The sequence below is a fragment of the Cuniculiplasma divulgatum genome (assembly GCF_900083515.1).
Taxonomy (GTDB): Archaea; Thermoplasmatota; Thermoplasmata; order Thermoplasmatales; family Thermoplasmataceae; genus Cuniculiplasma; species Cuniculiplasma divulgatum.
In genome coordinates, this window is sequence record NZ_LT671858.1 from 1,322,854 (window position 1) to 1,349,249 (window position 26,396).

At 37.9% G+C, this 26,396-nt stretch carries 29 protein-coding genes and 1 tRNA gene; 15 read left to right on the plus strand and 15 right to left on the minus strand.

Annotated elements, in window-relative coordinates; translation table 11 throughout:
- Both CSP5_RS06440 and CSP5_RS06445 read left to right on the plus strand, forming a co-directional pair.
- Positions 1-1,713: an ABC transporter permease gene (locus CSP5_RS06440; protein WP_021788916.1), complete on the plus strand. Its 1,713-nt coding sequence runs from the start codon at positions 1-3 to the stop codon at positions 1,711-1,713.
- Positions 1,710-2,714: an ABC transporter ATP-binding protein gene (locus CSP5_RS06445; protein WP_021788915.1), complete on the plus strand. Its 1,005-nt coding sequence runs from the start codon at positions 1,710-1,712 to the stop codon at positions 2,712-2,714. Before CSP5_RS06440 ends, CSP5_RS06445 begins: the two co-directional genes overlap by 4 nt.
- Here CSP5_RS06445 and CSP5_RS06450 read toward each other — a convergent pair.
- Positions 2,711-3,373 carry an HAD family hydrolase gene (locus tag CSP5_RS06450; protein ID WP_021788914.1) on the minus strand — a complete coding sequence of 221 codons (663 nt, stop codon included), beginning with the start codon at positions 3,371-3,373 and terminating at the stop codon, positions 2,711-2,713. The two genes, CSP5_RS06445 and CSP5_RS06450, sit on opposite strands and share 4 nt — an antisense overlap.
- Entirely contained in the window at positions 3,366-3,776 is a 411-nt protein-coding gene (locus CSP5_RS06455; RefSeq protein WP_148689945.1) for an acyl-CoA thioesterase, read from the minus strand. The genes CSP5_RS06450 and CSP5_RS06455 overlap by 8 nt, the downstream gene beginning before the upstream one ends.
- 232 nt (positions 3,777-4,008) lie before the next feature.
- Between CSP5_RS06455 and CSP5_RS06460 the strand changes: the two genes are divergently transcribed.
- Positions 4,009-4,470, plus strand: a complete 462-nt coding sequence (locus CSP5_RS06460) for a MarR family winged helix-turn-helix transcriptional regulator (protein ID WP_021788912.1) — start codon at positions 4,009-4,011, stop codon at positions 4,468-4,470.
- On the opposite strand, the gene CSP5_RS09995 is transcribed toward CSP5_RS06460, so the two are convergent.
- Positions 4,457-4,591 carry a hypothetical protein gene (locus CSP5_RS09995; RefSeq protein WP_277868660.1) on the minus strand — a complete coding sequence of 45 codons (135 nt, stop codon included), beginning with the start codon at positions 4,589-4,591 and terminating at the stop codon, positions 4,457-4,459. The two genes, CSP5_RS06460 and CSP5_RS09995, sit on opposite strands and share 14 nt — an antisense overlap.
- Before the next feature lie 100 nt (positions 4,592-4,691).
- On the opposite strand from CSP5_RS09995, the gene CSP5_RS06465 reads away from it, so the two are divergent.
- A tRNA-Glu gene (locus CSP5_RS06465) sits at positions 4,692-4,766 on the plus strand.
- A 56-nt stretch (positions 4,767-4,822) separates the two neighbouring features.
- On the opposite strand, the gene CSP5_RS06470 is transcribed toward CSP5_RS06465, so the two are convergent.
- Positions 4,823-5,818, minus strand: a complete 996-nt coding sequence (locus CSP5_RS06470) for a hypothetical protein (protein ID WP_148689946.1) — start codon at positions 5,816-5,818, stop codon at positions 4,823-4,825.
- Positions 5,819-6,235: 417 nt separating this feature from the next.
- Positions 6,236-6,562 (minus strand): hypothetical protein, encoded by a 327-nt coding sequence (locus tag CSP5_RS06475; RefSeq protein ID WP_077076459.1) that lies wholly within the window; start codon positions 6,560-6,562, stop codon positions 6,236-6,238.
- Positions 6,563-6,658: 96 nt separating this feature from the next.
- On the opposite strand from CSP5_RS06475, the gene CSP5_RS06480 reads away from it, so the two are divergent.
- From CSP5_RS06480 to CSP5_RS06490, 3 genes are all read left to right on the plus strand, one after another.
- Entirely contained in the window at positions 6,659-7,465 is an 807-nt protein-coding gene (locus tag CSP5_RS06480; protein WP_021788909.1) for a DUF72 domain-containing protein, read from the plus strand.
- Positions 7,466-7,616: 151 nt separating this feature from the next.
- Positions 7,617-9,860 carry a VCP-like ATPase gene (gene vat, locus CSP5_RS06485; RefSeq protein WP_021788908.1) on the plus strand — a complete coding sequence of 748 codons (2,244 nt, stop codon included), beginning with the start codon at positions 7,617-7,619 and terminating at the stop codon, positions 9,858-9,860.
- 29 nt (positions 9,861-9,889) lie between these two features.
- On the plus strand, positions 9,890-10,147 hold the full coding sequence (locus tag CSP5_RS06490) for a PRC-barrel domain-containing protein (protein WP_171970460.1): 258 nt from the start codon (positions 9,890-9,892) through the stop codon (positions 10,145-10,147).
- Here CSP5_RS06490 and prf1 read toward each other — a convergent pair.
- Positions 10,139-11,377 (minus strand): peptide chain release factor aRF-1, encoded by a 1,239-nt coding sequence (gene prf1 / locus CSP5_RS06495; protein ID WP_021788906.1) that lies wholly within the window; start codon positions 11,375-11,377, stop codon positions 10,139-10,141. The genes CSP5_RS06490 and prf1 overlap by 9 nt on opposite strands.
- A gap of 46 nt (positions 11,378-11,423) precedes the next feature.
- Here prf1 and pyrH point away from each other — a divergent pair, with 46 nt between their 5' ends.
- Positions 11,424-12,104, plus strand: a complete 681-nt coding sequence (gene pyrH / locus CSP5_RS06500) for a UMP kinase (protein ID WP_206744750.1) — start codon at positions 11,424-11,426, stop codon at positions 12,102-12,104.
- Here the strand turns inward: pyrH and CSP5_RS06505 are convergent.
- Positions 12,101-13,027, minus strand: a complete 927-nt coding sequence (locus CSP5_RS06505; protein WP_148689948.1) for a 2-oxoacid:ferredoxin oxidoreductase subunit beta — start codon at positions 13,025-13,027, stop codon at positions 12,101-12,103. The genes pyrH and CSP5_RS06505 overlap by 4 nt on opposite strands.
- Positions 13,017-14,921: a 2-oxoacid:ferredoxin oxidoreductase subunit alpha gene (locus tag CSP5_RS06510; RefSeq protein ID WP_021788903.1), complete on the minus strand. Its 1,905-nt coding sequence runs from the start codon at positions 14,919-14,921 to the stop codon at positions 13,017-13,019. Before CSP5_RS06510 ends, CSP5_RS06505 begins: the two co-directional genes overlap by 11 nt.
- 137 nt (positions 14,922-15,058) lie before the next feature.
- Between CSP5_RS06510 and CSP5_RS06515 the strand changes: the two genes are divergently transcribed.
- Positions 15,059-15,601 carry an AAA family ATPase gene (locus CSP5_RS06515; protein WP_083705326.1) on the plus strand — a complete coding sequence of 181 codons (543 nt, stop codon included), beginning with the start codon at positions 15,059-15,061 and terminating at the stop codon, positions 15,599-15,601.
- Here CSP5_RS06515 and purQ read toward each other — a convergent pair whose 3' ends face one another.
- From purQ to CSP5_RS06530, 3 genes are all read right to left on the minus strand, one after another.
- Complete coding sequence (gene purQ / locus CSP5_RS06520; RefSeq protein ID WP_197685800.1) at positions 15,602-16,387, minus strand: phosphoribosylformylglycinamidine synthase subunit PurQ; 786 nt, start codon at positions 16,385-16,387, stop codon at positions 15,602-15,604.
- Between the two features lie 4 nt (positions 16,388-16,391).
- Entirely contained in the window at positions 16,392-16,541 is a 150-nt protein-coding gene (locus tag CSP5_RS06525) for a 50S ribosomal protein L40e (RefSeq protein ID WP_021788900.1), read from the minus strand.
- Between the two features lie 149 nt (positions 16,542-16,690).
- On the minus strand, positions 16,691-18,250 hold the full coding sequence (locus tag CSP5_RS06530; protein WP_077076463.1) for a site-2 protease family protein: 1,560 nt from the start codon (positions 18,248-18,250) through the stop codon (positions 16,691-16,693).
- A 160-nt stretch (positions 18,251-18,410) separates the two neighbouring features.
- On the opposite strand from CSP5_RS06530, the gene fbp reads away from it, so the two are divergent.
- The 5 genes from fbp to CSP5_RS06555 all read left to right on the plus strand — a co-directional run bounded on the left by fbp (position 18,411) and on the right by CSP5_RS06555 (position 21,986).
- Positions 18,411-19,568: a fructose-1,6-bisphosphate aldolase/phosphatase gene (gene fbp / locus CSP5_RS06535; RefSeq protein WP_077076464.1), complete on the plus strand. Its 1,158-nt coding sequence runs from the start codon at positions 18,411-18,413 to the stop codon at positions 19,566-19,568.
- A gap of 5 nt (positions 19,569-19,573) precedes the next feature.
- Positions 19,574-20,032 (plus strand): deoxycytidylate deaminase, encoded by a 459-nt coding sequence (locus CSP5_RS06540; RefSeq protein ID WP_021788897.1) that lies wholly within the window; start codon positions 19,574-19,576, stop codon positions 20,030-20,032.
- A 34-nt stretch (positions 20,033-20,066) separates the two neighbouring features.
- Positions 20,067-20,735, plus strand: coding sequence for a DedA family protein (locus tag CSP5_RS06545; RefSeq protein WP_077076465.1), 669 nt, complete (start codon positions 20,067-20,069; stop codon positions 20,733-20,735).
- 122 nt (positions 20,736-20,857) lie between these two features.
- Positions 20,858-21,406: an archaeal heat shock protein Hsp20 gene (hsp20, locus tag CSP5_RS06550; RefSeq protein ID WP_077076466.1), complete on the plus strand. Its 549-nt coding sequence runs from the start codon at positions 20,858-20,860 to the stop codon at positions 21,404-21,406.
- A 1-nt stretch (position 21,407) separates the two neighbouring features.
- On the plus strand, positions 21,408-21,986 hold the full coding sequence (locus CSP5_RS06555; protein ID WP_077076467.1) for an ArsR/SmtB family transcription factor: 579 nt from the start codon (positions 21,408-21,410) through the stop codon (positions 21,984-21,986).
- 4 nt (positions 21,987-21,990) lie between these two features.
- Here CSP5_RS06555 and CSP5_RS06560 read toward each other — a convergent pair whose 3' ends face one another.
- From CSP5_RS06560 to CSP5_RS06575, 4 genes are all read right to left on the minus strand, one after another.
- A complete protein-coding gene (locus CSP5_RS06560; RefSeq protein ID WP_148689949.1) occupies positions 21,991-22,959 on the minus strand; it encodes a methyltransferase in 969 nt (322 codons plus the stop codon).
- A gap of 15 nt (positions 22,960-22,974) precedes the next feature.
- Positions 22,975-23,316: a DNA-directed RNA polymerase subunit L gene (locus tag CSP5_RS06565; RefSeq protein WP_077076469.1), complete on the minus strand. Its 342-nt coding sequence runs from the start codon at positions 23,314-23,316 to the stop codon at positions 22,975-22,977.
- A gap of 59 nt (positions 23,317-23,375) precedes the next feature.
- Entirely contained in the window at positions 23,376-24,266 is an 891-nt protein-coding gene (locus CSP5_RS06570; RefSeq protein ID WP_021788891.1) for a mechanosensitive ion channel domain-containing protein, read from the minus strand.
- Between the two features lie 72 nt (positions 24,267-24,338).
- Positions 24,339-25,040, minus strand: a complete 702-nt coding sequence (locus CSP5_RS06575; RefSeq protein ID WP_148689951.1) for a S49 family peptidase — start codon at positions 25,038-25,040, stop codon at positions 24,339-24,341.
- A gap of 204 nt (positions 25,041-25,244) precedes the next feature.
- Here CSP5_RS06575 and CSP5_RS06580 point away from each other — a divergent pair, with 204 nt between their 5' ends.
- A complete protein-coding gene (locus tag CSP5_RS06580; RefSeq protein ID WP_077076472.1) occupies positions 25,245-26,390 on the plus strand; it encodes an NAD(P)/FAD-dependent oxidoreductase in 1,146 nt (381 codons plus the stop codon).
- Positions 26,391-26,396 lie beyond the last annotated feature (6 nt).

Sequence of the window (26,396 nt, forward strand, 5' to 3'; positions counted from 1 at the left end):
ATGTCAAAGTCTTCGATTAGAAAGCAGGCAATAATTGTTACTTTGCCTGCTCTCATCTACTTTTTTATTTTTGTCCTGTATCCAATTTTCGACAACGTAATAATTTCTTTTGAATCTTTTAATTTTGCGGAGGTAGCAACTTTTGTTGGAATTAAGAATTATATTATACTGGTTGAAACCCCTCACTTGGACCAGCTCGTGGACAATACGATCATTTACACCCTAGCAGTTCCCGTTATAGATGTTTTACTTGCTATTCCTCTTGCTACCCTTATAAAAAGACTGAATAAACCCTATTTAATCCCGCTTATCCTGCTTCCTTCATTCATTCCACAGGTGACATCAGCAAACATTTGGCTCCTGATGATGAATCCATCCTATGGTATTCCGTATTATATAGGTCATCAAAATATATTCCTTTCAGCCTGGAGTGTTGTTCTAGTTGATGTTTGGTCCAGTCTTCCCCTGGCAACGCTCATAATTTATTCAGGTCTAAAGTCTGTACCGCCTTCCATAGAAGAAGCAACCTCAATGGATGGAATAAGGGGTACCAGAAAGCTGATAAACATAGAACTTCCGTATATAAAATCAAACATACTTTCTGCTTTTGTTCTGATGTTAATGTATGGTTCATTCACTTTTGATCCAATTTACGTTCTCAATTCATATTCAAGCCCTTTTGGTATTAATGATCTATCATACTTTGCTTATCAAAATTATTATGGGCAGGATATAGGACTCGCTGCTGTTATAATAATAATTGTTTCTGTTCTTTCCTCATTGTTTACGGTTGTGTTTGTTTATTTCACTCTGAGAAAGACAAAGGTAAGAACTTCAAGAATGTGGAAGTCAGGCATGAAATATCTGCCCAATAAAGAAATTCCAAAAGTCCTGGTTTATGTCGGGATGGCACTTTTTATAATATTCCTTATAGGGCCAGTAGTATTCCTAGGACTTGATTCCATAAAGCCTTTATCTGAAATAATAAGAATACCACCCATGTTTTATCCGAAGCATCTCACCCTATCCAATTATAAAGTTGCCATAAACACCGGTATACCATATTTTACTTCTAGTATTATTGCCTCTCTTGTCGCTTCAGCAATAGTTGTGTTGATAGGTCTTCCTGCAGCCTACGTTGCTGCAAGGTATAAACTTGGCGGACTTAAATTCATAGGCTTTGTACTTTTTATTTATTCCCTCCCAACAATCATTTTCCTTATACCTATGCATAATATTATAGCATCACTGGGACAGTTAAATGAGATAAGTGGATTGATTATTTCATACCCCGTATTCATATTGCCTCTTTCAATATGGATGATGTATAACTTTTATCAAAATTTCCCCAAACATGTTGAGGAGGCAGCAAATATGGATGGAATGAATCTCTTTAGAACCCTAAGAAAGATCATTGTACCCTTAAGCTATGACGGTATGTTTGTGACATTCCTCTATGCTTTCATACTTGCCTGGGGTGCCCTTATATTCCCTCTTGCACTTACATACTCACCATTTAATCTTAGTATATATTATCCAAATGGGGCTCAAACTATTACGATACTTATAGGAGGGGCAATAGGTCACGAAGCAGTTGGTTATGGAATGCTCGCAGCTTCAAGTATCCTGAGCATTATTCCATCAATTATACTGGTTATAATTGTTAGGAACAGAGTGGATAAATTGTGGAGAACCGGAGGTAATGTTAATTGAGTGAAATAAAGATTGAAAATTTAAAAAAGACATTTGGAAATTTTACTGCCCTTGACGTTCCAGAGCTTACATTTAATGAGAAGAGCTATCTTACCATCCTCGGTCCTTCTGGATCTGGAAAGACGACACTTCTTCGAATAATTGCTGGTCTGGAAACCGCTGATACAGGAACAATGATCGTAGAAGGAAAGGACATACTGAACAGTCCACCATGGAAGAGAAGTATAGGTCTTGTATTCCAGAATTATGCTCTCTATCCTCATCTGAGCGTTTATCAGAATATAGCAACCCCTCTCATCCAGCTAAAAATGAATCAGGGAGAAATAGATAGAAAGATTAGCGAGATATCCAATATCATGGGGCTCGATGATAAGCTCTCTAAGTTACCAAGAGAACTTAGCGGAGGTCAGCAACAGAGAGTAGCCCTTGCGAGAGCAGTTATAAAAAGACCAAATATTCTTCTTCTGGATGAACCACTTTCAAATCTGGATGCAAAGGTAAGGGTTGATCTAAGAGATTATTTAAAGAGAATCCAGAGGGAATTTGAACTAACGGCAATACATGTAACGCATGATCAGGTAGAGGGGATGGCCCTTGGAGACAGCATGGTTATAATACATAAAGGCAAGATTGAGCAGACAGGCAATCCCGAAGAACTTTACAGACACCCAAAAACTAGATTTGTATCTGGTTTTGTTGGAGAGATCAATATTATTGATGGGAAGACTGCGACCATGCTTACAGGAATGAACATCGACACGGACACGGGAATAAGATATGAGGATATAGTGCCTGATCTGGCAGGTCCGTTCACAGGTAAGGTCGTTGAAAACCAGTTCATGGGATCGAGAAGAATGATAACCTTCCTTTATAACGACGTGCGAATGAGATGTTTTACGGAACGGGATCATCTCAGCAAGCTTCAGGGTGAAATCAAATTCAGGGTTGCCAGTGAGCACCTGATTATCTTTAAGGATCTTGAAGAGGAAGAAGAAAATTAATTTTTTACAAAATTTTCTATGAATGGTATAGCATCTTCCAATTGTTTGACAGTGAGATCAGCTTTTGAATCTCGCTGGTAATTCTGGATAAACACAGTTTTGAATCCCATTTCCATTGATGGTATGATATCATTTTTGTAATTATCTCCTATGCTCAATATGTCTTCTGATCTTATGTTTTCTGTAGTTAACAAATCATTCATAACATTTTTGAATGAATCTGGTTTTTTAGCAGAGCAAACTATTCGGTAAAAAAGATTCTTTATCCCAAAGTTTTCAAGTAATGGAATTACGTATTTCTCTGGAGTGTTTGTAAGTAATATGTGCCTTATTTCTTGCTTTTTTAGTATCTTTACTGCTGTACTCTGCAGGTTAATTTTAATCTTACCTTCATTCATTTTTTCTCTGGTTCTGGCAAAACACATGTCCATCTCTTCCCTGGATACAGAACCATTGGCTAGATTTGCAATAATGGCCCAGCCATCATCGCCTACTTTATTTTCTTTATCCTTGATTACCTGCATTGATTTATTTGCAAAGGAATCACTGTTCTTCATTACGCTTTCAATACATTTTGCATATTCCCTGTAGGAGTCTTCAGAGTGATATATAGTTCCATCGAAGTCCCATAGTATTACTTTAATTGGTTTTTTAAACATAATTTATCATCAACTTTTCAAGCTTTTCTCTCAGTTCCGTCTGTATCTCCTTTTTTCGTAAACTACTGTCGACCCATACGACAACGGTCTTTCCCTCTGAAAATATTTTTTTATAGTCTTCAGATATAATTTTATGGCTAAATACACAGCTAGTTCTGCCGAGACCTGATATCCATGTGAGTACAACAGGTTCATCTTCAAAATGAATGGGTGCTTTAAAATCTATCTCAGCATGATTCACTACGAAACTAACATCCCGTGAAATAAATCCTCCCAAATACTCTCTGAAGAAGTTTGTTCGTCCCAGTTCATAGTATGTTAAAAACACTGCATTGTTCACGTGCCCAAGTGCGTCCAAATCGCCGTATCTCATCTGTATTTTGGTGGATTGAATATTCTCCATGACCCTGAATTTTCTTAAGCAATATAAGGTAAATGATAGGATTTATCTTGCAAAAGTGTATCTTACTATATTTGTTACAGATGGTATTCCTTAAATACCTAACATTTTACTAATAAACATTTTATACAGTCATGTAATCAATTAATAAAATAGATGGAATTTATAAATATTAAGAAATGGTCTCAGAGAGAAATTCGTAGTATGATGCTAAATTAATGTAATGGTGAAAAAGATGGATCGTGAAAATAATCAGGTTGATGATTATACAAGAATTTGGAGAAGCCTTGGAACTATATACAAGCTTATGTACAACGGAATGGAAAAGAAATTTGATGAAGTTGGGAGTAATGTTCTCGAATATAGAATATTAAGAATTCTTGCCGAATCTGGGAAGAAAACCATGGCTAATCTCGCGGACCTGAACTTTGTAACACAGGCCTGGATAACAGGAATGACTGACAAGATGGAAGAGAAGGGATATGTAAAAAGGGTTAGATCTTCAGATGATAGAAGGGTTATATATGTTGAACTAACTGAAAAGGGGAAGGAATTCATTGAGAAAATGAGAAAAGTACACGATGAATTTTTAAAGAGCTTCCTTTCATTTATACCTCCCGACGATACCTCAAAAATGGCAGATATTGTGGAGAACTTTTCCGAGGAACTGGAAAAAAGAGTTGTTACCTCTTTATAAGAAATTTTATATATCCAAGGAGAAGGAGAATTACAACGAAAATATTGATGGTGAATTTCTTCTTACTTTTCTTCTCTGGGCTTCCTGCAAAGGATTCCAGGCCACAACCAATCACCGGCATATTATTGTGATCGAATCATAGTTTAATAAAGAAAAGCCTTAAATGTTAGGTTGTAACACAAATCAAAAGTAATAAATCTCAATTTACAATAGCCAGTTAAGCTCCAGTAGTGTAGCCAGGCCAAGCATTAGAGGCTCTCAATCTCTCGACTCGGGTTCAAATCCCGACTGGAGCATATTTGAATGATTATGAATTTTTAAGGTAAGTTATCTGAAACGAATTTCTACTATCTCAAATTTTTTCCAGTTCCTTCAAATCAGATTGTTTATAAATTTCACCAAGTTCCATTGCTGATGTCATAATATTTTTATGAGTTGATCTCTTTGGAAGGTCCCAGTGCTTCTTTAAGCCTGCCATGAATAGTGACGAAATGTTTTTGTCAACGATGTAAAAATTTGTAAGGATACTTTCCTTTATCTCAGCTTCATAAAAAAGGGTTCCATAGTATTTACTAACTATCTCATTATTAAAGTCAGAAAAAAAGTTTGTTTTAACATCTATTTCAAACACTCCTGATGGTATACTTACATCTACCATATTTGACCTAACAGTACTTTCAACGTTATCTAATTTGAAAATTAGTTTATCATGGGAACCGTTTGTGAAATAGTTTGGAATGAATTTTCCCTCATTTTGGAAAACGCCACTATTCTCATTCTGAATGTTCTGTAAAGTCATATGCCATTCAGTTTTTATTAAGAATAGATCATTAATATTACCTCCAAATTCAAGAAAAAGTTTTATTATATACGGCATCTTTGGACTCTGCCTTCCAAAATAAATTATATCAACCTCCTGAACGTGAGTGTCAACGAATTCCAGAAGAATTTTTGACACATTTTCCCTAGAATCATCAATAAACTCAAGCTGAATATATGCATCCTGAGAATGGGAGAGTATACATGGATTAACCCTTGACCATTTCGTTTCATTCAGTTTGTTCAAGAGTGAAAATAGCTCGTCTTCAACTTTTATCTGTAAGAACATATCGCTTACGATCTTCATCCTTGTTCCTTCAAATTCAGAATCTTTTTCAAGATTAACCCTGTCAAGATCTGATAACTTTCTTTCCAGGTTTCTGTAGAAATAGAGTTCTTTATTTTCCCGGCTAAGAAAAAAGAAGGAGTTTTCTAACATCATTTTTCTGTTAAATAGACGCAATTCGCGTGGGAATCTTTGCCTAATTCTTATTATAGCACACATATCAAGGACTTCAGAACTCCACATGTAAGGGGCATTTGTCGTGAGGTATAAAAATTTATCATATTTTATATAGAATGGCATATCATAAAATGAGATAACTGGAAAGTTTATTCTTAAATATCTAAAAATTTATACTTGATCAAATGGGTCTCGTATTCATGAAATTGCTGGAAATTTTCTCCCCATTGTTTCTTCCTTTTTTATAACAGAAGGCCTGCAGATTTAACTAAAATTAGGCTTCTTCTCGTTTGGTACCTGATTTAACAGCTATCAAAGTAATTTTAGATAATGAGAATAATTTTTTAAAATATCTGTTAAACTACGCTAATTCTTTCCCAATATCTTTGGTTTGAACCTCTATCATATATTGAATTGGATTCCATCTCTGGACAAAGGAAAGACAAATTCCATTAAATGGGGTTAATTCTGAAAAATTGGTTTTTACTTTCCACTCTTTGTGTTTTTACCTTTTGTGCCACTAGGAGCCTTCTTCCTTGATGTACTGCTCTTTACGACCCTCTTTCCCGATGATTTACTAATACCAAGCTGCTTCATCAATTCCTCAACAGTCTTTGCCTCAGAGATTTGCTTTGCTGCGTCTGGTTCCCCAATATAAAGAAGCCAGCTCTGAATATGCCCTTCCTTCAGATGATACTCTACGCACAGTGGATCTTCTTTAGACAGTCTAGCTATTTCGCTATTAAGTTCTTTTAAATTTGAAGCCGAACCAACTTCAATTCCATAACTCTTAAAGTAAAACTTATCCATATATAATAAAGGATGAAAGGCATTTAAACATTACTACCAGCCTCAATTGTATCCAGTTGGAGATATTATAAATATTGAGATTGACTATTTGTGTTTGTGTACACGGATGATCTTCATATGGGTTGTTCAGGATGGAGTTACAGCAGGTGGATTGGTAAATTTTATCCTGAAGGTTCTCATCTAAACAAACTCCTCTCCATGTATTCGAATACGTTCGACTCTGTTGAAGTTGATTCAACTTATTATTCTACTCCTTCAGTAAAAACAGTTTCATCATGGTACGAATCTACCACAACGAACTTTAAATTCTGCCCAAAACTTGACAGAACCATAACGCATGTTAATCTTCTCCGTGATGTAGAGGATAAACTTCAACTTTTCATTAGCAAAATGAGGTTGCTCCATAATAAATTAGGACCGATTCTCATACAGCTACCACCATACCTTAATTTTGATCCTCGTCTCCTTGAGAATTTCATAAAAATATTGCCGAAGGATTTAGAATTTGCAGTTGAATTCAGGAATAATTCATGGCTGAATGATAAAACTAAGTCACTGCTTGAAAGTTATAATATTATAACAGTCTGGTCTGATTCCCCATTCACAAAGAAAGTATTATGGCACACAGGCAATTCTATCTATCTAAGACTGCTTGGAGATAGAAGTATTGATGAAACAGAATTTGGAACCGTTCAAAGGGAGAGGGATGATGATATAACAAGGTGGGCTGAGATTATAAGAAATGATGAAGGCAGAGTTGCATACATATTTGCAAATAATCATTATGAAGGATTCTCTCCGCACACAGTGGATCTGCTTAAGGAAAAACTTGGACTCGACAGGTCAACATGGCCAATAAATCATCCGGATGACAAGGATGATAGACAGACAACTCTTTTTTAGTCCTATCTAAAGATGATAGTTATGCATTAAAATATTAGATATTAAGTTTGATAGAATGGGTATTAATTATATTAGGTAATTTCCTTTTAAAAGCAAGTAATATTTTATTTTAAGACTCTAAAATTATATAGTGATTTGTCCTTATAGACATATGTCAGGTTCTAATATGGAAGGAATCACCTTAAGGGTTGCAGAGGCTAATTCTACTGACCCTGGGATGTCCAGAGTAAGACTGGATGAGGATTCAAGGTTCCAGTTAAATGTGGAAATTGGAGATGTAGTAGAAATAGAAAAGTCCAAGAGAACTGTGGGAAGAGTTTTTAGAGCACGACCTGAAGATGAGAACAAGATGATTGTGAGGATTGACAGTGTAATGAGGAATAACTGTGGTGCCTCAATCGGTGATAAAGTAAAGGTCAAAAAAGTGAAGACCGATATAGCTACAAGAGTTGTTCTCGCACCAATTATTAGAAAGGAGCAAAGATTAAAGTTTGGTGAAGGTATAGATGATTTTGTTCAGAGGGCTCTCATTAGGAGGCCAATGATAGAACAGGATAATATAAGTGTTCCAGGACTTACTTTGGCAGGACACTCAGGTCTACTGTTCAAGGTTGTAAAGACTGTACCACCAAAGGTACCCATTGAAATTGGGGAAACTACAAAGATTGAAATAAGAGAAGAACCAGCTTCTGAGGTACTTGAGGACGTTTCAAGAATAAGTTATGAAGATATTGGCGGGTTATCAGATCAGCTTGGAAAAGTCAGAGAAATAATAGAACTTCCACTCAAGCACCCTGAGCTATTTGAAAGACTGGGGATAAGACCGCCAAAAGGTGTACTGCTGTTTGGTCCGCCAGGAACTGGAAAGACATTAATTGCAAGAGCGGTTGCAAATGAATCAGGGGCTAATTTCTTTTCAATAAACGGACCAGAGATAATGAGCAAATACTATGGACAGAGTGAGCAGAAACTGCGTGAAATATTCACGAATGCAGAAGAAAAAGAACCGTCTATAATTTTCATAGATGAAATAGACTCCATAGCCCCAAAGAGGGAAGAGGTGCAGGGAGAGGTAGAAAGGAGGGTTGTCGCCCAGTTGCTGACACTTATGGATGGTCTAAAGGAAAGAGGTCACGTGATTGTGATTGGAGCCACCAACAGGATAGATGCAGTTGATCCTGCACTGAGAAGACCCGGAAGATTTGATCGGGAGATAAATATCGGTGTTCCCGATAAGAAAGGAAGGAAAGAGATTCTAACTATTCATTCAAGGGCAATGCCACTCAACATGGATGAGGATTCGAAATCAAAATTCCTGGATGAAATTGCAGATATGACCTATGGATTTGTTGGTGCTGATCTTGCCGCACTTGCAAGGGAATCTGCAATGAATGCCCTCAGGAGATATCTTCCAGATATAGATCTGGATAAGCCAATACCAACCGATATACTGGAAAGAATGGCTGTGGTTGAGGATGATTTCAGGGAAGCGCTGAAGCTAATAGAGCCCAGCAGTCTTAGGGAAGTTATGGCAGAAATCCCCGATATACACTGGGATGATATCGGGGGAATGGAAGATGTTAAAAGGGAATTAAGAGAAAGTGTTGAGCTACCGTTACTTAAGCCTGAAGTTTTCAAGAAACTCGGCATAAGGGCACCAAAGGGATTCCTTCTCTACGGACCCCCAGGGGTAGGAAAAACACTACTTGCCAAGGCTGTGGCCAATGAGAGTAATGCAAACTTTATTTCGGTTAAAGGACCAGAAGTTCTGAGCAAATGGGTAGGAGAGAGTGAAAAAGCTGTCAGGGAAATATTCAAAAAGGCAAAACAGGTAGCACCCTCAATTGTTTTTCTTGATGAAATAGATTCCATTGCTCCGAGAAGAGGTGGAGGCGGAGATTCTGGAGTTACAGAAAGAATAGTTAATCAGTTGCTTACCTCAATGGATGGTGTTGAAGTACTGCAGGGCGTCGTTGTGATCGGAGCCACAAACAGACCTGATATTCTGGATAGTGCACTTATAAGAGCGGGCAGGTTTGATAAGATGATCTATATACCTCCACCTGACAAGGAGGCAAGATTGAAGATCCTTCTTGTGCATACCAGAAATATGCCTCTTGACAAGGATATAAACCTGCAAAAGATCGCAGAGGCAACAGATGGATATGTTGGTGCTGATCTGGAAAATCTGTGCCGTGAAGCTGGAATGATGGCATACAGGAATGATCCTGAAGCATCTCTGGTCTCAAACAGTGACTTTACAAAGGCAATGAAGGTCATAAAACCCTCGGTGGATCAGGAAGTAATTAATTTCTATGAGAATCTTGCAAAGAATATTGGAAAGAGTGTTAAGGAAAGAAGAAAACAGGTAGAGGAGTCCGGACTCTACAATTAAATTTTTAAGGGTTAATGAATTATATTGCTATGACACTGAAAAGATTAAAAAAAGTTTCTGGAAAATCCATAGCCACCAGTGATGGCAGAATAGTGGGGAGAATAGTTGATTTTATAACAGATGAGGGAACTGGAAGTATAATGGAAATTCTGGCTGTTCCCGCTCCTGGAAAGATAGAAAACCTGAAGAAGGATATGGAGGGTAGATATATAATCCCCTATTCTATAGTGAGACCAGGGCAGGATTTTCTTGTTGTTGATGCTGAGAAACTAAGAAGATTAAAGTGAGGATGCGGTAGGGGCGTATCTAAGTATACCGGCAACTCCACCGAATGCCTTCTTAAGAGTACTGCCCTCGTCACTCTCGTCTCCGATTATTTCCACCGTGGCTCCAGACTCTTCAGCCATTTTATAAAGTTTTGTTATGTAATCTTCTTCATGATCCATTTCCATAGCGCCACCGCATTTTGGGCAGGTATTATCATCCGGTCGTTGCATAAATTCTTGCTCATATCCACAGTTTGGACACTTATAGAAATACTTGGTCTTCCTGACACCATCAGATAAAAGAAGGAGATCAAGAGCCTTTCTCTCCAGTGCACTCTGGATCTGTGCTTCACCATATACTGCAAGTCCTTCATCCCCTTTTCTCAGTTCCTTCATAAATCGGTTTACCAGATCTTTTTCTCTTGTTATCTGAAGATCTTTCATTGATTCCGATGCTTTTTCCACAAGCTCCCTCAACCCTGATTCATCGGTGTATCCCACGTCGAAAAGGTCAACTACCTTTCTTGTTATATCCTTGAACATGTAATCATTTTCAAAGAAAAAGTTCTTTGTTGATCCTGGCCCACCAATGAAAATACCCTTCATATCCCTTATTATGGGCATGAAGGTATTATTGACAATGTCTCCGATCTTCTTGAAATATTCATTTGCTGCAATCTCTATTAATCTCTCATAACGTCGTGATGATTGTCCACCCTGATGATGCTTACTTGGAACAAGAGATTGCTCATTAGTTACAACCTGTATATTGGTTCCATTAAGGAATCCAATGGTTGCCTCCTTTCTATCGATCACAATCAAACCGTATACCTCCTTAGCCTTCAGCTGTGCCATTAATGGCTCAGTGTAAAATTGAGAATCGCACTTGTAAATGAATGTCTGTATTGGCTCCGGCGGTTCCACTATCTGACTGTACATTTCAGTCTGATCACCTCGCTTCTGAACGTGACCCACAAAGAAAACAAGTCCCGTGTCAGGTGGCTGCTTGAAATACTTTAATTTTGACATTATTGATTCTATAGCGCCAAGAACATTCTTCCTCGTTGATTTTGATTTAATATTGCTTGAAGTTGAGTATTCCTCCCTCAGGTACTGTACTACATCGTATATCATCTTGTCAGGTGGAATGTATAACGATATGAGTTCTGTACCTCGTCCCTTTAGACCATCGAGTTCCTCTAATGCTTTCTTAAATTCATATCTTCTTAACTGCTTCTCGTCCGATGGCATGTATGAGAAAATTTATAATACTATATAACTTTGATGAATGAATTTCATGGAATCGTTTGTTGTTTCTGTTGGAGGGTCGATGATTAACCCTTCATCAGTTGATGTTGAATACATCAAAGAATTTTCAAAAATAATAAAAAGTGTGGATGCGCCCAAGATTGGTATTGTTGTTGGTGGAGGTCAGACAGCAAGGACCTACGTTAATTCTATGAAGAATTTTACTGATAATGATTTCTTTCTTGATGAGATAGGTATAATGGCCACACGGCTTAACGCAAAGATCGTTAAATCATCCATAGGAAAGTTAGAACTCAATATTCCAGAGGATGTGAATGAGGCAGTGAAACAACTGCTCATTGAGGATCGAATAGTTATGGGTGGCACTGTACCTGGACATACCACTGATACTGTATCTGTGCTTTTAGCTGAGGCTGTGGGGATTAAAAAAGTATACAATCTGACTTCGGTTGACATGGTTTATGAAGATGACCCGAAGAAAAATCCAAAGGCTAAGGCAATTGAGACAATGAATTATAAAGAGGCATTCTCCATCTCTCTCAAAAGTTACACAGGGGCTGGTAGTAACCAGTTCATGGATTCCGTGGCACTTCTAATTGCAATGAGATCTGGGATAGAAATAAATCTAATGCACGGAAAGGATCTAAATAATTTCAAAAATGCATTAAAGGGTGAAAAATTTATAGGAACAAAAATAAGGGCTGATTAACCTATCAGCCTGTCAGCAAATGTTTTTTCTGCGTCTACTACTGTGTAGCCATCTGCAGTTGATATTCTCTGTTCTGCTGGAACAATTTGGAGATAGTTTGGAACATTTTTGCTGATCCTTACAGGGAATGATTCTATGGCAGTGTTCTGGTAGAATATACCTGTGGGAATTCTGTCCCCCCATTCCTGGGCTCGTGCCATTGATCTTGCAAAAATCTGATCTGCATCCTTTATATTCTCTTTTGTTACAACAGGGTTCCAGTCCTTTTCATCTTCCATTTTGTAAACTCTCTCCTTGTACCATTCCATGGAATTTACGTTATTGTATGTTGGGCATGGTTGAAGAATATCAATCACTGCAGAACCTGGATGGCTCATGGCCTTCTTTATGATTTCCTTCAGCTGTTTCATGTCAAATGAGAATCCTCTAGCAACAAAACTGTAACCAGCACTCAGTGCAAGTGAGATTGGGTTCAATCTTGTGAATATGTTGGGTCTTGCTAGACTCTTTGTCTTTTCTCCAAGTGGCATTGTTGGGGCTGCCTGTCCCTTTGTCAGTCCGTACACCTCATTGTCATATATCATGATTGTGAGTCCAGTATTTCTTCTTCCTTCTGCAACCAAATGACCTGCTCCAATACCCATTAGATCACCGTCACCACCTGTGACAAGTACCTTCAGGTTAGGATTGGACAGTTTAACTCCCGTGGCAAATGGAATTGCTCTTCCATGAAGTGTATGGACTCCACCAACATTGATGTAATGTGGAGTCTTTCCAGAACATCCAATTCCCGATACCATAACTACCCCTAAGGGGTCCAAGTTCAATTCTGCCATTGACTGCTGTATGGATGTGAGTATTCCGAAGTCACCACATCCAGGGCACCAGTCCACGGTGACATCTGTTTTAAAATTATGCGCCATGTTTCAACACCTTCTCAACTTTTGTCTCTTTATTATTAATTATCTCTCTCGAAGCAGACAGTATTTCATCTTCTGTCATATGCCTCCCATTATATTTCAAAATCCTGTTTTCGATCTTTATTCCTGTCTTAGCCATCACTACCTCTGCCAGCTGACCGAGGAAATTGCTTTCGACATCTATGACAATCTTGGCCTTTGAAAGTATGTCCTTCACGAAATTTGCTGGGAATGGAATGAACATTTTTACGTAAAGCAGGTTTGCCTTAATTCCTTCTTCAGCAAGTAGATCTATAACATCCAGTATGGGTCCTTTCTGACTTCCCCATGTAACAAATGTCACGTCTGCATTCTTATCTCCATACAGTACTGCCTTATCTTCCATTGGAATTTCTGAATCAGCTGTTTGAAGTTTTGTGAAACGCTTAACCATCATCTTGTCTCTCACTTCAGAATCTTCAGTTACATGGCCAAGCTCATCATGCTCATCTCCTGTCATCCAGAATATATCCTTTCCGAATGCACCCAGATTTGAGATTCCATTCTTTGTATCCAGATTGTATCTCTTGAAGTCCAACCCGTGTACGTCGAATTTCATTGCATTTACAGGAACCTTCTTTCCGTCTATATGTGTGATGAAGTCTGATGTGTTTGCCAGATTCTTGTCTATGAGATGGATTACTGGCATCTGATATCTCTGTGCATAATTCAATGCATTCATTGAATCGTATATGCATTCTTCAACGTCACCTGATGCAAGGACTATTCTCGGGAATTCACCATGACCTGTGTTCATGGCAAAAAGAAGATCCGACTGACCATTTCTGGTAGGAAGACCGGTACTTGGACCGCCTCTCTGATATAAAGTCACTACAAGAGGGACTTCATCTGTCCCTGCGAATGAGAACCCCTCAGCCATAAGTGAAAAACCTGGTCCACTGGTTGCTGTTGATGTTCTGGTTCCAGTAAGGGCAGCTCCTATGGCCATGGTTATTGCCGCAATCTCATCTTCTGTTTGAACTACTACAATTCCGCCTTCCTTTAGTTTAGCTGCTTCTGTATCTATCCACTTTATGTAGTTGTGCTCTTCCATTATGGTGCTTTCATCACTGGCCGGGGTTATTGGGTAATAGGTTTGCAATCTGAGGCCTCCCATCATCTTTCCTATGGCTGCCCCATCATTACCGGTTAGCATGAATCTCTTTGGGTGTTCCAGATCTGGCAGAGTTTCGCCTGCAAGCTTGTTTTCACTGCAATAGTCATATGCTGCCTTTACTACAGCTATGTTTTCCTCTATTATGCTGTCCTTTCCTGCGAAGACAATTTTAATGCTATCGTTCATGTGTTTTATATTAACTCCAGAAATAGCAAGTGTCAGGGCAGCTCCAAGTGTGTTGAAGTATCTGGATGGAACCCCACCTGATATGGCTTTCTGAACAACTGAATTAAACGGCACTGGAATTGGAATTGCTCCTCTTGACTTCATCCATGATATCGCACCTGCAATTGTGTTGGGGAAATTGTCATCTGTTAGTGTTTCCTGGATTTTCTTTGCTGTATCTCTCATTATCATCCTTGCCTGAGAGAGTTCTGCTTTTTCTATTGCATTGTCATAGATAATTTTCGTTCCCTGTCCTACGTCTTCAAGATGCTCAAAAATGCTATCTGGATCAAGAGCAACCAGAAAATCTACAGGATATTTCAGTGATCGTGGCCTTTCGGCCTTTATTCTGACGTGGGTATAACTGTGCCTTCCCTTGATGTTTGAGTGGTATTCTCTCACACCAAAAACATAATAACCTGACTGTGCGAAGGCCCTGCTTATCATATTGGAGGATGTATCTATACCGCCACCCTGAGGGCCACCAACTGTTATGTTGATGTCAACTTTTGTCATCTGTATAGGTATTGATTCTTAATTAAAATAGTTAATTAGAGTAGTTATGAAATATGGTTTTCAGGATTTTTTTTATTGTTAAGGATATAATTGTATCATTCATAAATTAATTATTCATTGATATGATAGGGGTTTTCATGCTTATTGTTACAGGCATGCCCGGATCAGGGAAGGATGAATTTATAAAAGTTGCCAAAAGTATGGGATGGAAAGATTATCATATGGGTGATGTGGTAAGAAAATATGCAAAGATGAATAACATAGGCAACACAGATAAGGAAATTGGAACCTTTGCAAACTCTGAACGAGAACTTCATGGGAAAGATATCTGGGCTGTCCGTCTTTCGGAAGACATTAAAGATGATAGGAAGGTCATTGTTGATGGACTAAGAAACATGGAGGAATTTGATTATTTCAAAACAAGATTTCCAGATCTTGTTTTAATTGGAATTCATACTGATAGAGAGGAAAGACTTAAAAGAATACAGAAAAGAGGAAGACCCGATGATGCCAAGGTTCTTGATCAACTCGTAAGCAGAGATGATAGAGAGTTGTCTTGGGGTATTGGAAATGCAATTTCTCTTGCAGAGTACATGATTGTGAACGATTCAACACTTGAGGAATTTAAAGAGAATGCCAGAAAGCTTCTGCTTAGGATTGAAAATGAAAGATTTAAGTGATTAAAGTCTTCTTGCATAATCAGAGATTGCACCAAAAAATATTTTTCCCACTGGGACGCTGTTCTCTCTTTTTCCCTTAGTTGAAAGCTGGTAACTGTAAAACATTCTTTCTGGATGTGGCATCAGACCAAGCACGTTATCATAATGTCCCGATATTCCGGCAATATTATCGGGCGAACCATTCGGATTCCATGGATAGCCTGAAATTTTCCCTTCAGGATCTACGTAGGTGAATATTGCCCTGCCATTTACAACGTATTCCTTTTCAACGGATTCTGATGTGAATCTTATCCTTCCTTCCTTATGAGCGACTGGAATTTCAAATACCTGATCCCTTGGGATTTTCCCATCAAAAATCTTATTTCGTCCCGAATACTTCACCAGTACTGTTCTGCATTCAAACTTCCCACTTTCGTTAACGTCCAGGGCAAGTTCTCTCTTATCCATATCTGAAGAGGTTAGACCCATTTCTGATAACACCTGGAATCCATTACATGTGCCCAGTACGGGCTTACCCTGTTCTATCATTCCTTCTATTTTTTTACCAGCGGCTGTCTTCAATCTGATTGCAAAAATAATACCAGCCCTTACATAGTCTCCTGCTGAAAAACCACCTGGTATGAACAAAATCTGAAAATCTTCCAGATCAACTTTATTTTTTTCTATTTCGTGAATATGCACGTAACTGGGGTCAAGATTTGATTCCCTCAGCGACCGGAGGGCTTCTGTGTCATTGTTTGTCCCCTCCATCCTCAAAACTGCTGCTTTGGGGAGATTACTGTCCAAGTGCCTACTGGCCTCCCCTTCTTTCTTTTGCCTTCATTCTTAAACCGGTGTATCCACACTTTCTGCATTTTATTGCTTTAACTGAGTTTCTTGCGTCACATCTCATGCAAATTTTCTTATTTAGTCTTCTTTCTATTGATTCTGCAAACGGCATTTTTATAACCTGATGTTACCCCTATTGAATTCAAGTTATAAACTCTTTGTGAACAGTGTGTTAGTTTTATTTGTTCCTTGAACTATGAATGGAAAGGGTAATTTGGTCCACTTAATTCAGTGAACCAAATTCCAGATATTTTTTAAAATCTATATGATTCTGGGAACAATTATTTCTATCATCAGCATTAGCAAGATCAGTGTTGTAGTGAGTGAAAGAACGGCAGCTATATTCTTTTCGTCGCGGAAGTATTTAAAACGTTCATGTTTGGATGCTATCATCAGGGTATCCCTGAGGAATTGCGCTCCATCAAATATTGCAAGTGGCAGGGCATTTGTGATAGCGAGAAGTATATTCACCCAGAAAAGCCAGTATATTGTATTTGTTGAAAACCAAAATACTTCATACCCCAGTGGAACAGAATACAGGTGGGCAAAACTTGATGGCACGGGGGAAAGCCCGTCAAAGGGTAATGCTATTGATTCTATAGCTCCTTCGGGTCCTGAGGTGTATACAGAGGAGCCAAACACTAGAGATTTGTAATAGCTCATAGAAACGAGTCCAAGTCCACCATAGGTTATTCCAACACCTATGAAACTTTCATTTTTCATGGCCGCTGTTAATAAGGACGGATCCTCCGTTTTATAGAATGAATAAGTTGATCTTGTTTTAAAGGACACTGTACTTTTTATTCCTTCATGGGATGCAGCAGTAAAATTTTCTAGTCCTACAGTTATTTCAGTTCCAGGACTTATTTTGTTCAGTATGTTACCAAGTACAGTTTCATTATAAACGGTCCTGTTATTTACAGAAATTATATAATCACCTAGACTTATATTTTTATAGGCAGGGTATCCTTTATAAGTTGATACTACCTGAATTCCAGCAGGTATGGAGTAATTGAAGATTTTATGACCATTATAAAATGAAGCATTCAGAAGAGTACCAGGTGTTACTGAGCAGGAAGTTGTAAGATTAACCAGGCTATTGCCTTTCATATTTCCAACTGAAAGGAGCTCGCTTCCCGTGATATTGTGTGGTGTTACAGTGTTTCCAGGATATGCAGCATCAACATATGCCCCCGGGTATGTTTGAACTGCTGCATGGGACATAGCCAGAGAAAGAAAAAGGAAGCAGATTATAGCAATGACAAAGTTTACCGCTATTCCCGCACCAACTATTCTTCTTCTGATGACTGGAGTTGTTTCCGTTATCTCTTTTTCATCAGGTTCAACAAAAGCACCGATTGGAACCACAAAAAGCATAAGTCCAACTGAATTTACCTTAATTCCATGCTTTCTTGCAACAATTCCGTGAAACATTTCATGAATTACTAGAGATATTGCAAAAGCTATCAGCCCATAAACAATGGGGATTTCCGGATCTATCCCCGGAAGCGCAAGATATTCACTAACAGGTATATTTTCCTTCACCCTTGTTGTTAGTGATAGTACTGTACCAAGGACAAGCAGGACTATGCCCATTGCAAATAATATATAAACGAGTGGAATTGAAAGCCGTGAAAATAGTTTTGATTTTGAGCTTCCGGCTATCCTGTCCAGTATTCCTCTATTTTTTTTGACCTTAATCAGTAATAATATCCCTCCCATTGTTTGAAAATGTTTACTCTTGTTTATTGTTGGGCGAAGGGCGATCATTGCTATGATCCATATCAACACTATAAGCAACCCTATCTCTAGATACGACATTTTTAGACTTCCGTACCCATGATGACAATCATTTCTAAATTACTTTTCCAAAAAGCATAGTAAAGTTTTGGAAAAACTCTGAACTAAAATTATAACTAAACACATAGTCTTCATTAATGAATATCCGAATTATTTTAATATGTCGTTGCCATGAATCATTATGAAGGTTACGTTGACCCATATTAAGGCAGATATAGGTAGTCTGCCAGGGCATACAACAGTCCACGAAGATGTATTGAACGAAGTTAAGAGATTTTTAAAGGAGCAGTCTAAGGGAATTATATGGGATCATTTTGTGGGTTATGTTGGGGATGACATACAGATAACCATGGTTCATGATAATGGAGTTAATGCCTCAGAAGTTCACAAACTTGCATGGGACGCATTCAAGTCAGGAACTGAGGTTGCCAAAAAGCTTGGTCTTTACGGTGCAGGACAGGATCTCCTAAAAGATTCTTTTTCTGGAAATATCAAAGGAATGGGTCCCGGAATCGCCGAAATGGATATAACTCCGAGGCGAAGTGAACCATTTATAGTATATATGATGGATAAAACGGAACCTGGAGCATTCAATTACCCAATATTCAAGATGTTTGCTGACCCATTCAATACTCCTGGTCTCGTAATAGATCAAAGTATGCATGATGGTTTTAAATTTGAGGTTTGGGATATTCAGGAAGCAAAAGCTATAATGCTTAATGCACCAGAAGAGATGTATGATATAATATCCCTTATTGGAACTAAGGGCAGATACGTTATAAAAAGAGTTTACACTAAGAAAGAACACGGGAAATTGCCAGATGAAAATGTTGCAGTTATTACCACTGACAAATTGTCCTTTATAGCAGGAGAATATGTTGGAAAAGATGATCCCGCGGCAATTGTAAGAATTCAATCAGGATTACCGGCATCTGGTGAGGCGATGGAAGCATTTTCACACCCATATCTTGTTTCAGGCTGGATGAGAGGATCATTTAACGGTCCCTTAATGCCAGTAGCAATGAAAAACTCCAAAATGACCAGATTTGATGGCCCACCAAGAGTAGTTGCCCTCGGTTTTGTTTATAAGGATAAGAAATTAACTGGTCCAGTTGACATGTTTGACGACCCAGCCTACGATAATGCCAGGAAACTTGCCAATGATATTACTGATTATATCAGGAGAATGGGACCATTTGAACCACACAGGCTCCCAGAAGAAGACATGGAGTACACTACGCTACCAAAGGTAATGGAAAAACTCAAAGGAAGATTTGTACATGTTGATGCAGTTGAAAAGGGTGTGAGTAAGAATTCAACTGGCAGGGATTCGGATTAGTTAAGATGGAAACAGAAAAACACCCTTCCTGGGATCAGTATTTCATGAAAATGGCTTATATGGCTGCCTCAAGGGCAAATTGCGTTAGGAGGCAGGTAGGGGCTATTATTGTACGGGATAAATCAATCCTTGCTACCGGATATAATGGACCTCCAAGTGGTGCACAGCATTGCGATGTGGTTGGTTGCATAAGAATAGATATGGATATTCCATCGGGTGAAAGGCACGAATTATGCCGTGGTTTGCATGCAGAGCAGAATGCAATAATTCAAGCTGCTGTTAATGGTGTCAGCATCAGGGGTGGGGTTATATATACCACAACTTTTCCCTGCGTGGTGTGTGCCAAAATGATAGTAAATGCGAAACTTAAGGAAATAATATATACAGAGGGTTATCCAGATGAGCTTTCAGAACTTATGCTACTTGAAAGCGATGTTAAGAAAAGAAAACTTGTGATAGAATAGTTTTTTAATCTGGAGTGTATGGGTGGGTAAATAAATGAGTTCTATAATTTCCGGTCTAATTGAATACGTTATTAATTTAGTTATATATGTAATTCAGGTATCAAATTATCCAGGTATATTCTTCCTTATGTTTCTGGAAGGTCTGTTACTACCAGTGCCATCAGAGGTTGTAATGGCCTTTTCTGGTTATTTAGCCCTGAGCAATCAACTACCTGTATATCTTAGCATCCCTTCATATCTGCTGGTGCTTATAGCTGGGACACTGGGAAATGCCGTTGGAGCCAGTGCCGCTTACGCCATCGGACTTTATGGAGGAAGACCTGCCATAATGCGCTTTGGCAAATATATCAGACTGGACGAAAAATCCCTTGATAGAACAGAAAAATGGTTCAATAAATATGGAGAAATATCGGTTTTTATAACAAGACTTATTCCTATTTTCAGGACATTTATATCAATACCAGCTGGTCTGGCGGAAATGAAGTTTACGAAATTTCTTTCGTTTACCCTCTTAGGAACGGTGATATGGGACTCCGTTCTAATATATGTTGGATATCTGCTTGGCAATAGCTGGAAAAATATACTGGGACTATTTAATGATTATACTTATATTGCTATTGTTCTTGCCTTTGTAGTTTTATTCTATGTTTACAGAGTTCTATCAAGGGGAAGTCAGAAAACACCCGTGAAAACTAACGAATGAAGTTTTATTCTTCATTTTTTAATTACTACCTATAAGGCAAATGATATTATTCGATTCAAAAAACTTAAATATAAGTAAGTAATACATAGTTGTCAACTAATGGTTGACAAGAGGTAATTAAGATGGTAGTAAGAAGAAGAAAAGATGATGACTGGGATGACGACTTCTTCGGAGATTTCTTCGAAGACTTTGGATTTGACTTTGATAAGGTAAATGATAGGATGAGAAGAATAATGGAAAGGATGATTAAGAATTCTGATGAACACATGATTGGACCCTATGTATATGGATTCAGCTATAAGGTTGGTCCAGATGGAAAACCATCCTTCCAGGAGTTTGGAAACATTCCTAACAGACCTTCTCTGAGCGACAAAGTCGGTGAGACTGAGGTCAGAGAACCACTCACGGATATCAACTATGACAAGGACAAGGTTTACCTGACATTTGAGCTTCCTGGCATATCCAAAGAAAATATAGATCTTAAAGTATCCGAGAATGAGGTAACAATAAATGTTGCTGAAGGTTCAAGGAAGTACTTCAAGAATGTCGCCCTGGAAGAGCCAGTAAAACCTGAGAGCGCTGTGGCAAAATTCACCAGCGGAATACTGGATCTGACTCTGGAGCTTGTGAGAAAGGGAAACGAGAAAGGAAAATCAGTGAAGATAGAGTAAGATGAATGACATTGATACCCTCCTGTCCATAATGGAAAATTCAACCAGGAGGGCCATTTTAAAAAAACTCCTTATGGAAGAGTCATACGGCTTGGAAATAAGTAAGAGTTTGGGAATTTCACAACAGGCGATCAATAAACAACTGGAGATACTTGAACACGCAAATCTGATCCTTTCCATGGGAGTAACTCCCAGCTCCATTGGTCCACCTCGAAAAGTCTACAGGCCAACAGGATTTTCTACACTCGTCATAGACTATACACCAACTTTCATTCAGGTATCAAAATTTGACCTGGCAGAAAAGAATGAGCCAAGTATTCAGAATGAAGTTTCCATAGAAAGAATAAAAGAAATAAATGAAAAAATGGATGCCCTCATGAAAGAGAGGCAGAGTCTTGTTGAAGAAAAAAATAATATAATTCAAATATTGCGTAAGAATGTTGTAGAAAGAGTAAAGGAAGGATTTATCAGACAAATATTGGTAGAATATCTGGAAACGCTGAATGAAGACGAGGTTTCTAGAACCACCGGCATCCCGGTTGAGATTGTCGGGAAAATTGTTGATGACTTTCTCGGATAATTATTTATTTTTTTATCATTCTAGTGAAGTATCTTGTTAAGGATTTATGCACTTTCTGTGGTAAGATGATATCAATATCAAAGAAATTTTTGAAGTATTCTAAATTTTCCATATTATCTGTTACGATACATGCTCTGGACCCCGTTTCAAGGAATTCTGACATCTTTTGAGCAGCCCTGAAATAAAATTCTGATCTCTCCTTTGATATGTGAGAATTTCTTCCATATGGGAAATCCGTTACTATTCCACCATATTTTTTATCAGATTGAAACTCCAGAAAATCCGTTTTAATTATACTGAATTCTCTGATTCCAAAATACTTGAGGTTCATCCTGGCTCCGATTACCATTTCGTTGAGAATGTCAATGCCCTCTACCCTATATCCCTTTAGACCTGCCTCCATAAGAATTCCGCCTCCTCCACAGAAAGGGTCCAGAAGTGTTGAACCATGTGGAAAATAACCCATGTTAATCAGGAAAGATGCGAAGGCTGGATCCATGGAAACGGGTGAGAAAAATGGTCTAAGAGGAGCCTTTCTTTTTGCCTTTTCGAGATTATTTCTTGAGTATTTCTGCGTGCATATGTACCATTTATCCAGATGGTAGGCCAGAACTACAAAATCGGGATTTGAAAAGGATACACGTCCTATTCCTCCCAGCAGTTGCCCTATTTCCTTTTCCTCTGATGTGCCGTGGCACTTATGTGGGTCTATGACTCTTACATAGAACCTCCCTTCGGGTAGTAAAACTTTGGAAATATCTGAAAACTGTTCTGCTATACCTAATACTTGACCAGCTCTCTTTACAAATGCAAGTCCATTCAGATCATGAATACCCTCTGCAATGAATATTCCCTGACCCATTTCTCTTACTGGGATAGAAGATGCTCTTTCAAACGTACATAAAAGCTCTTCCCTGGCGAAATTATACCGTCCTATCTCTGTTTCTATAATTAAAAAATTTTTTGATTCCAAACTGGAACAACTGACTTAATTATCACTTGGTTTGTTCTTATTCAGTTCTGGTACCCCAATTTGCGAATCATCGTTTTTCTTTAGTTCTTTGTTCAATTCATTTGAAAGGTTTTCAAAAACCTTGCTTAATCGCTTAATCGATCTTTTAACCGCGGCCTGCGGCTTTCCAGATTTCACCTTAACATACACTCTAGGATTATCTATTACAGGGTGCTTTATGTAATATCTTGATTCTGTAACCTGTTCATCTTTTTGAATTTCCTCAACAAGAGGTCTTAGTAGTGTATTGTCATAGTTCATTATCTCAAATGTTATTGAATCTTTCTGCTTCTCAACAATACTTATTTTGCTTTCCATCGACATGATATTAAAAACGCCGTATTAAAAATTAGCATTTGCTTATTACTATAAGTAGATTAATTTTTTGGTTTATTCTTTATTTCCCAGTATGAATCCTCAACAGCAGTATTTATTTTGTCTATGTAACCATTAAGTTTCATAATTTCCTCAAACTGGATGATAAAGGTTATTGTGTTTGTTGTTCCATTTTTCTGTGTGAAATAGGTGTTTATTTCATCAATATTTAGATCATTCACAATTTTATCCTTTTGTTCCATGAATTTAGTTATAACTTCCCTTGCATTTACGTCGGCAGGAATTGTTGTGTTGAATTCATATTTTACCTTCCTTCCTTCATTTAGCTTCGTGAATATTGAACTGCCAAAAAGAATGGTGTTCGGAATAAGTATACTTCTGGAATTAGTCAATTTTACTCTGGTATAGAGGGTCTTTACATCCTCTACTCTTCCAGTTAATGTTTCTGGAAACATCCATGAAAATATTGAAATGGATTCATCTGGTTTTAGGAATCCCCCCGCTGTAACCAGCAATCCAGAAAGTAAACTTGAAACGACAGATTGTACTGCGAAACCAATAACAACACCTCCGATTGCTCCTCCGACAAGTGCCCCTTCGAGGTTTACTCCGGCGTATACTAGGAATGCAGTTATGGCCAATGCATAAATCACTATACGCAGGATGATATATATTCCGTTGAGATTCCTCTCCCCGTTACTTCTTAATGTCAGTTGATTAAGTAATCTCTTTGTTATTCTAAGCAAAACGAAAGATACTATGATTATTATCAGTGCTACGAAGGCATCTTTTACATATACGTCATCTTTGGCTGGTATGTTGAAAATGCTAGCTATTTGGAGATAATAATATTCAAATGCGTAAACTACAATCACTGCAATAACTATTGAAACAATAGATTTTGATAGTGATCTTCTTTCCTGTGTATTCACGTAACATTGAATTGGACTTTATACAAAGTCTTTTTTGATCTTTTTCAATTTCTAACCATTTTTCACATTTCCCTATTGTCCCAGGAATTTCATAGCAAATCTAAGCAAAAATGGTATCTTTCTCTTCATAACTACTGGGTCAGATTTTTCCCCCAATTCATTTTTTATAGATTCTATTATCTTCCCATAACTGTCAACTTGATCAATTAGGCTCAGTTTTTCTGCCTCCTTTGCAGCGTAAATTCCGCTGTTACCAACCTCAGAAGCCTGTTCATCACTTAGATGCCTCCTTTCCTTTACAATTGTCATGAAGAAGTCATAGATTTCAGACAGGATCACATTCTGTCTTAGAAGATCTTCTTCGGTAGATTTTTGAAATGGGTTCATAGATGCTTTTTCTCTTCCCTTGCTTAGCACATTTACCTTCACACCTATTTTATCAAGTAGTTCACTCACATCAGGAGACATGGAAATCACTCCAACCGAACCAATGAGTCCTGTGTGAATGGAGTATATTTTTCTTGTTGCACATGCAATCATATATGCCCCTGAAGCTGCAGTACCCGTAACCACGGAAAAAACGGGTTTATTTTCATTGAGGTGGCTCACTGCTTCATAAATAAGCTCTGATGCGCTTGCGCTTCCACCTCCTGAGTTGATGTCGAGAATCACCCCTTTTACATTTTTATTTCTAAGTGAAGCATCCAGCTGCGATTTTATACCAGCAAAGGTATTTTCTCCAATTGTTCCACGTAAATTAATGGTTATTATCATCCACCAATGATCGGTATTTCACTATTAATATTCTCTTGATCAAAAATTTAATAAAATATTCATAATGGACAGAAAATAATAATTTCGCCTTTCCTCAAAGAAAATCCGAAATTTTCTTAAACAATTGATGTAAGTAATTCTAAAAATTATAATACAAAGAAATTATTTCTAACCGTAGAACAGATTAATATAATAGGTGATTAAATGAAAATTCCTGATAGAGTGGTAATTCTTGGAGACAAGGAATCAGCTGTAATGGCTGCAAATAAGCTTGCAAATCGTACAAACAAGAAAGAAATCGAAATGATAGTGATTGGAAAACGTGTCAATGTTGAATTCAGTGATTCCAATATATTCGTTCCCTTCTCTCTGGTGGATCACCATTTATTGAAGAGAAGCATGAATTCAATGCTGCATACTAATATTGAGTATATTGAAGATGAGATTGTTTCATTAAATATTAAGGATAAAAGTTTGAATACCAGGGGAGGAAAGGTTGTCAGATATGATTATCTCCTCATAACAAACCCTGTAGAAGGAGATCACACCACAATTACCGGATTCTCAGAAGATGCAAGAACTCTTGACACCATTCAGGATTCACTAAGATTGAAAGAAGATCTCCAGAACATTAAAAGCGGAGAGATTGTAGTATATCAGGATGGGACGCATTCCCGAAGCCCTCTTGTTGGGGCTAATCTCTGTGTATTGCTCGAGAATCACTTTAAAAGGAATGGAACTGATAAGAACATGAAGATAACTTATCTCAATTCATCCAAAACAATAATAGAAAACAAAAATTTTCATGAAAAAATAGATCAGGTCCTGCAGGAAAATGGAATTAAAACTGTGTACGGATTTAAACTGGATCAGTTGAATGTGAAGAATAAGGAACTTCAAACAAGTGATGGCACTGCAGTAAAATATGATATTCCAGTTATATTTGCACCCTCCAGAATGAAAAATTATCTGGTTGGTGCTGGTTTTCCCAAGTCAGATAGTTCCCCAATAGAGATTAACTTCAAAAATCTTAATGTTAAAAACTTCCCTGAAGTCTACATTTCATCCATAGAACCCAAGTACATATCAAACTACTGGAATATAGTCCATGTTGAGCTTGATTATATCACGGCTAAAATTGCACACTTGATCAGTGGGTATCCTGACCCTGAAGACTATAAGGGTGCAACTTACATTGACTACCTAATAACCGATGAAGAGAGGGCTACAAACATAGTAATTGATAACAACGGAGAATATAGTGAAGGAAAACAGAGCAAAACAGATTACTTGCTGAAGTTATACTCGTACAATTCATTCTTTGGTAGTTATTCACAGGGATTTTTGTGAGGTGTT

Excerpts from the sequence above, each read along its gene's own strand:
- hsp20 (WP_077076466.1), top strand. The coding sequence starts at position 20,858 with ATGGTAGTAAGAAGAAGAAAAGATGATGACTGGGATGACGACTTCTTC.
- CSP5_RS06490 (WP_171970460.1), top strand. The coding sequence starts at position 9,890 with ATGACACTGAAAAGATTAAAAAAAGTTTCTGGAAAATCCATAGCCACC.
- CSP5_RS06510 (WP_021788903.1), bottom strand. The coding sequence starts at position 14,921 with ATGACAAAAGTTGACATCAACATAACAGTTGGTGGCCCTCAGGGTGGC.
- CSP5_RS06440 (WP_021788916.1), top strand. The coding sequence starts at position 1 with ATGTCAAAGTCTTCGATTAGAAAGCAGGCAATAATTGTTACTTTGCCT.
- CSP5_RS06575 (WP_148689951.1), bottom strand. The coding sequence starts at position 25,040 with ATGATAATAACCATTAATTTACGTGGAACAATTGGAGAAAATACCTTT.
- CSP5_RS06450 (WP_021788914.1), bottom strand. The coding sequence starts at position 3,373 with ATGTTTAAAAAACCAATTAAAGTAATACTATGGGACTTCGATGGAACT.
- CSP5_RS06565 (WP_077076469.1), bottom strand. The coding sequence starts at position 23,316 with ATGGAAAGCAAAATAAGTATTGTTGAGAAGCAGAAAGATTCAATAACA.
- pyrH (WP_206744750.1), top strand. The coding sequence starts at position 11,424 with ATGGAATCGTTTGTTGTTTCTGTTGGAGGGTCGATGATTAACCCTTCA.
- CSP5_RS06580 (WP_077076472.1), top strand. The coding sequence starts at position 25,245 with ATGAAAATTCCTGATAGAGTGGTAATTCTTGGAGACAAGGAATCAGCT.
- CSP5_RS06455 (WP_148689945.1), bottom strand. The coding sequence starts at position 3,776 with ATGGAGAATATTCAATCCACCAAAATACAGATGAGATACGGCGATTTG.
- prf1 (WP_021788906.1), bottom strand. The coding sequence starts at position 11,377 with ATGCCATCGGACGAGAAGCAGTTAAGAAGATATGAATTTAAGAAAGCA.
- CSP5_RS06515 (WP_083705326.1), top strand. The coding sequence starts at position 15,059 with ATGCTTATTGTTACAGGCATGCCCGGATCAGGGAAGGATGAATTTATA.
- CSP5_RS06525 (WP_021788900.1), bottom strand. The coding sequence starts at position 16,541 with ATGCCGTTTGCAGAATCAATAGAAAGAAGACTAAATAAGAAAATTTGC.
- CSP5_RS06475 (WP_077076459.1), bottom strand. The coding sequence starts at position 6,562 with ATGGATAAGTTTTACTTTAAGAGTTATGGAATTGAAGTTGGTTCGGCT.
- CSP5_RS09995 (WP_277868660.1), bottom strand. The coding sequence starts at position 4,591 with ATGCCGGTGATTGGTTGTGGCCTGGAATCCTTTGCAGGAAGCCCAGAG.
- CSP5_RS06505 (WP_148689948.1), bottom strand. The coding sequence starts at position 13,027 with ATGGCGCATAATTTTAAAACAGATGTCACCGTGGACTGGTGCCCTGGA.
- CSP5_RS06470 (WP_148689946.1), bottom strand. The coding sequence starts at position 5,818 with ATGTGGAGTTCTGAAGTCCTTGATATGTGTGCTATAATAAGAATTAGG.
- CSP5_RS06545 (WP_077076465.1), top strand. The coding sequence starts at position 20,067 with ATGAGTTCTATAATTTCCGGTCTAATTGAATACGTTATTAATTTAGTT.
- CSP5_RS06540 (WP_021788897.1), top strand. The coding sequence starts at position 19,574 with ATGGAAACAGAAAAACACCCTTCCTGGGATCAGTATTTCATGAAAATG.
- CSP5_RS06460 (WP_021788912.1), top strand. The coding sequence starts at position 4,009 with ATGGATCGTGAAAATAATCAGGTTGATGATTATACAAGAATTTGGAGA.
- CSP5_RS06530 (WP_077076463.1), bottom strand. The coding sequence starts at position 18,250 with ATGTCGTATCTAGAGATAGGGTTGCTTATAGTGTTGATATGGATCATA.
- CSP5_RS06555 (WP_077076467.1), top strand. The coding sequence starts at position 21,408 with ATGAATGACATTGATACCCTCCTGTCCATAATGGAAAATTCAACCAGG.
- fbp (WP_077076464.1), top strand. The coding sequence starts at position 18,411 with ATGAAGGTTACGTTGACCCATATTAAGGCAGATATAGGTAGTCTGCCA.
- vat (WP_021788908.1), top strand. The coding sequence starts at position 7,617 with ATGTCAGGTTCTAATATGGAAGGAATCACCTTAAGGGTTGCAGAGGCT.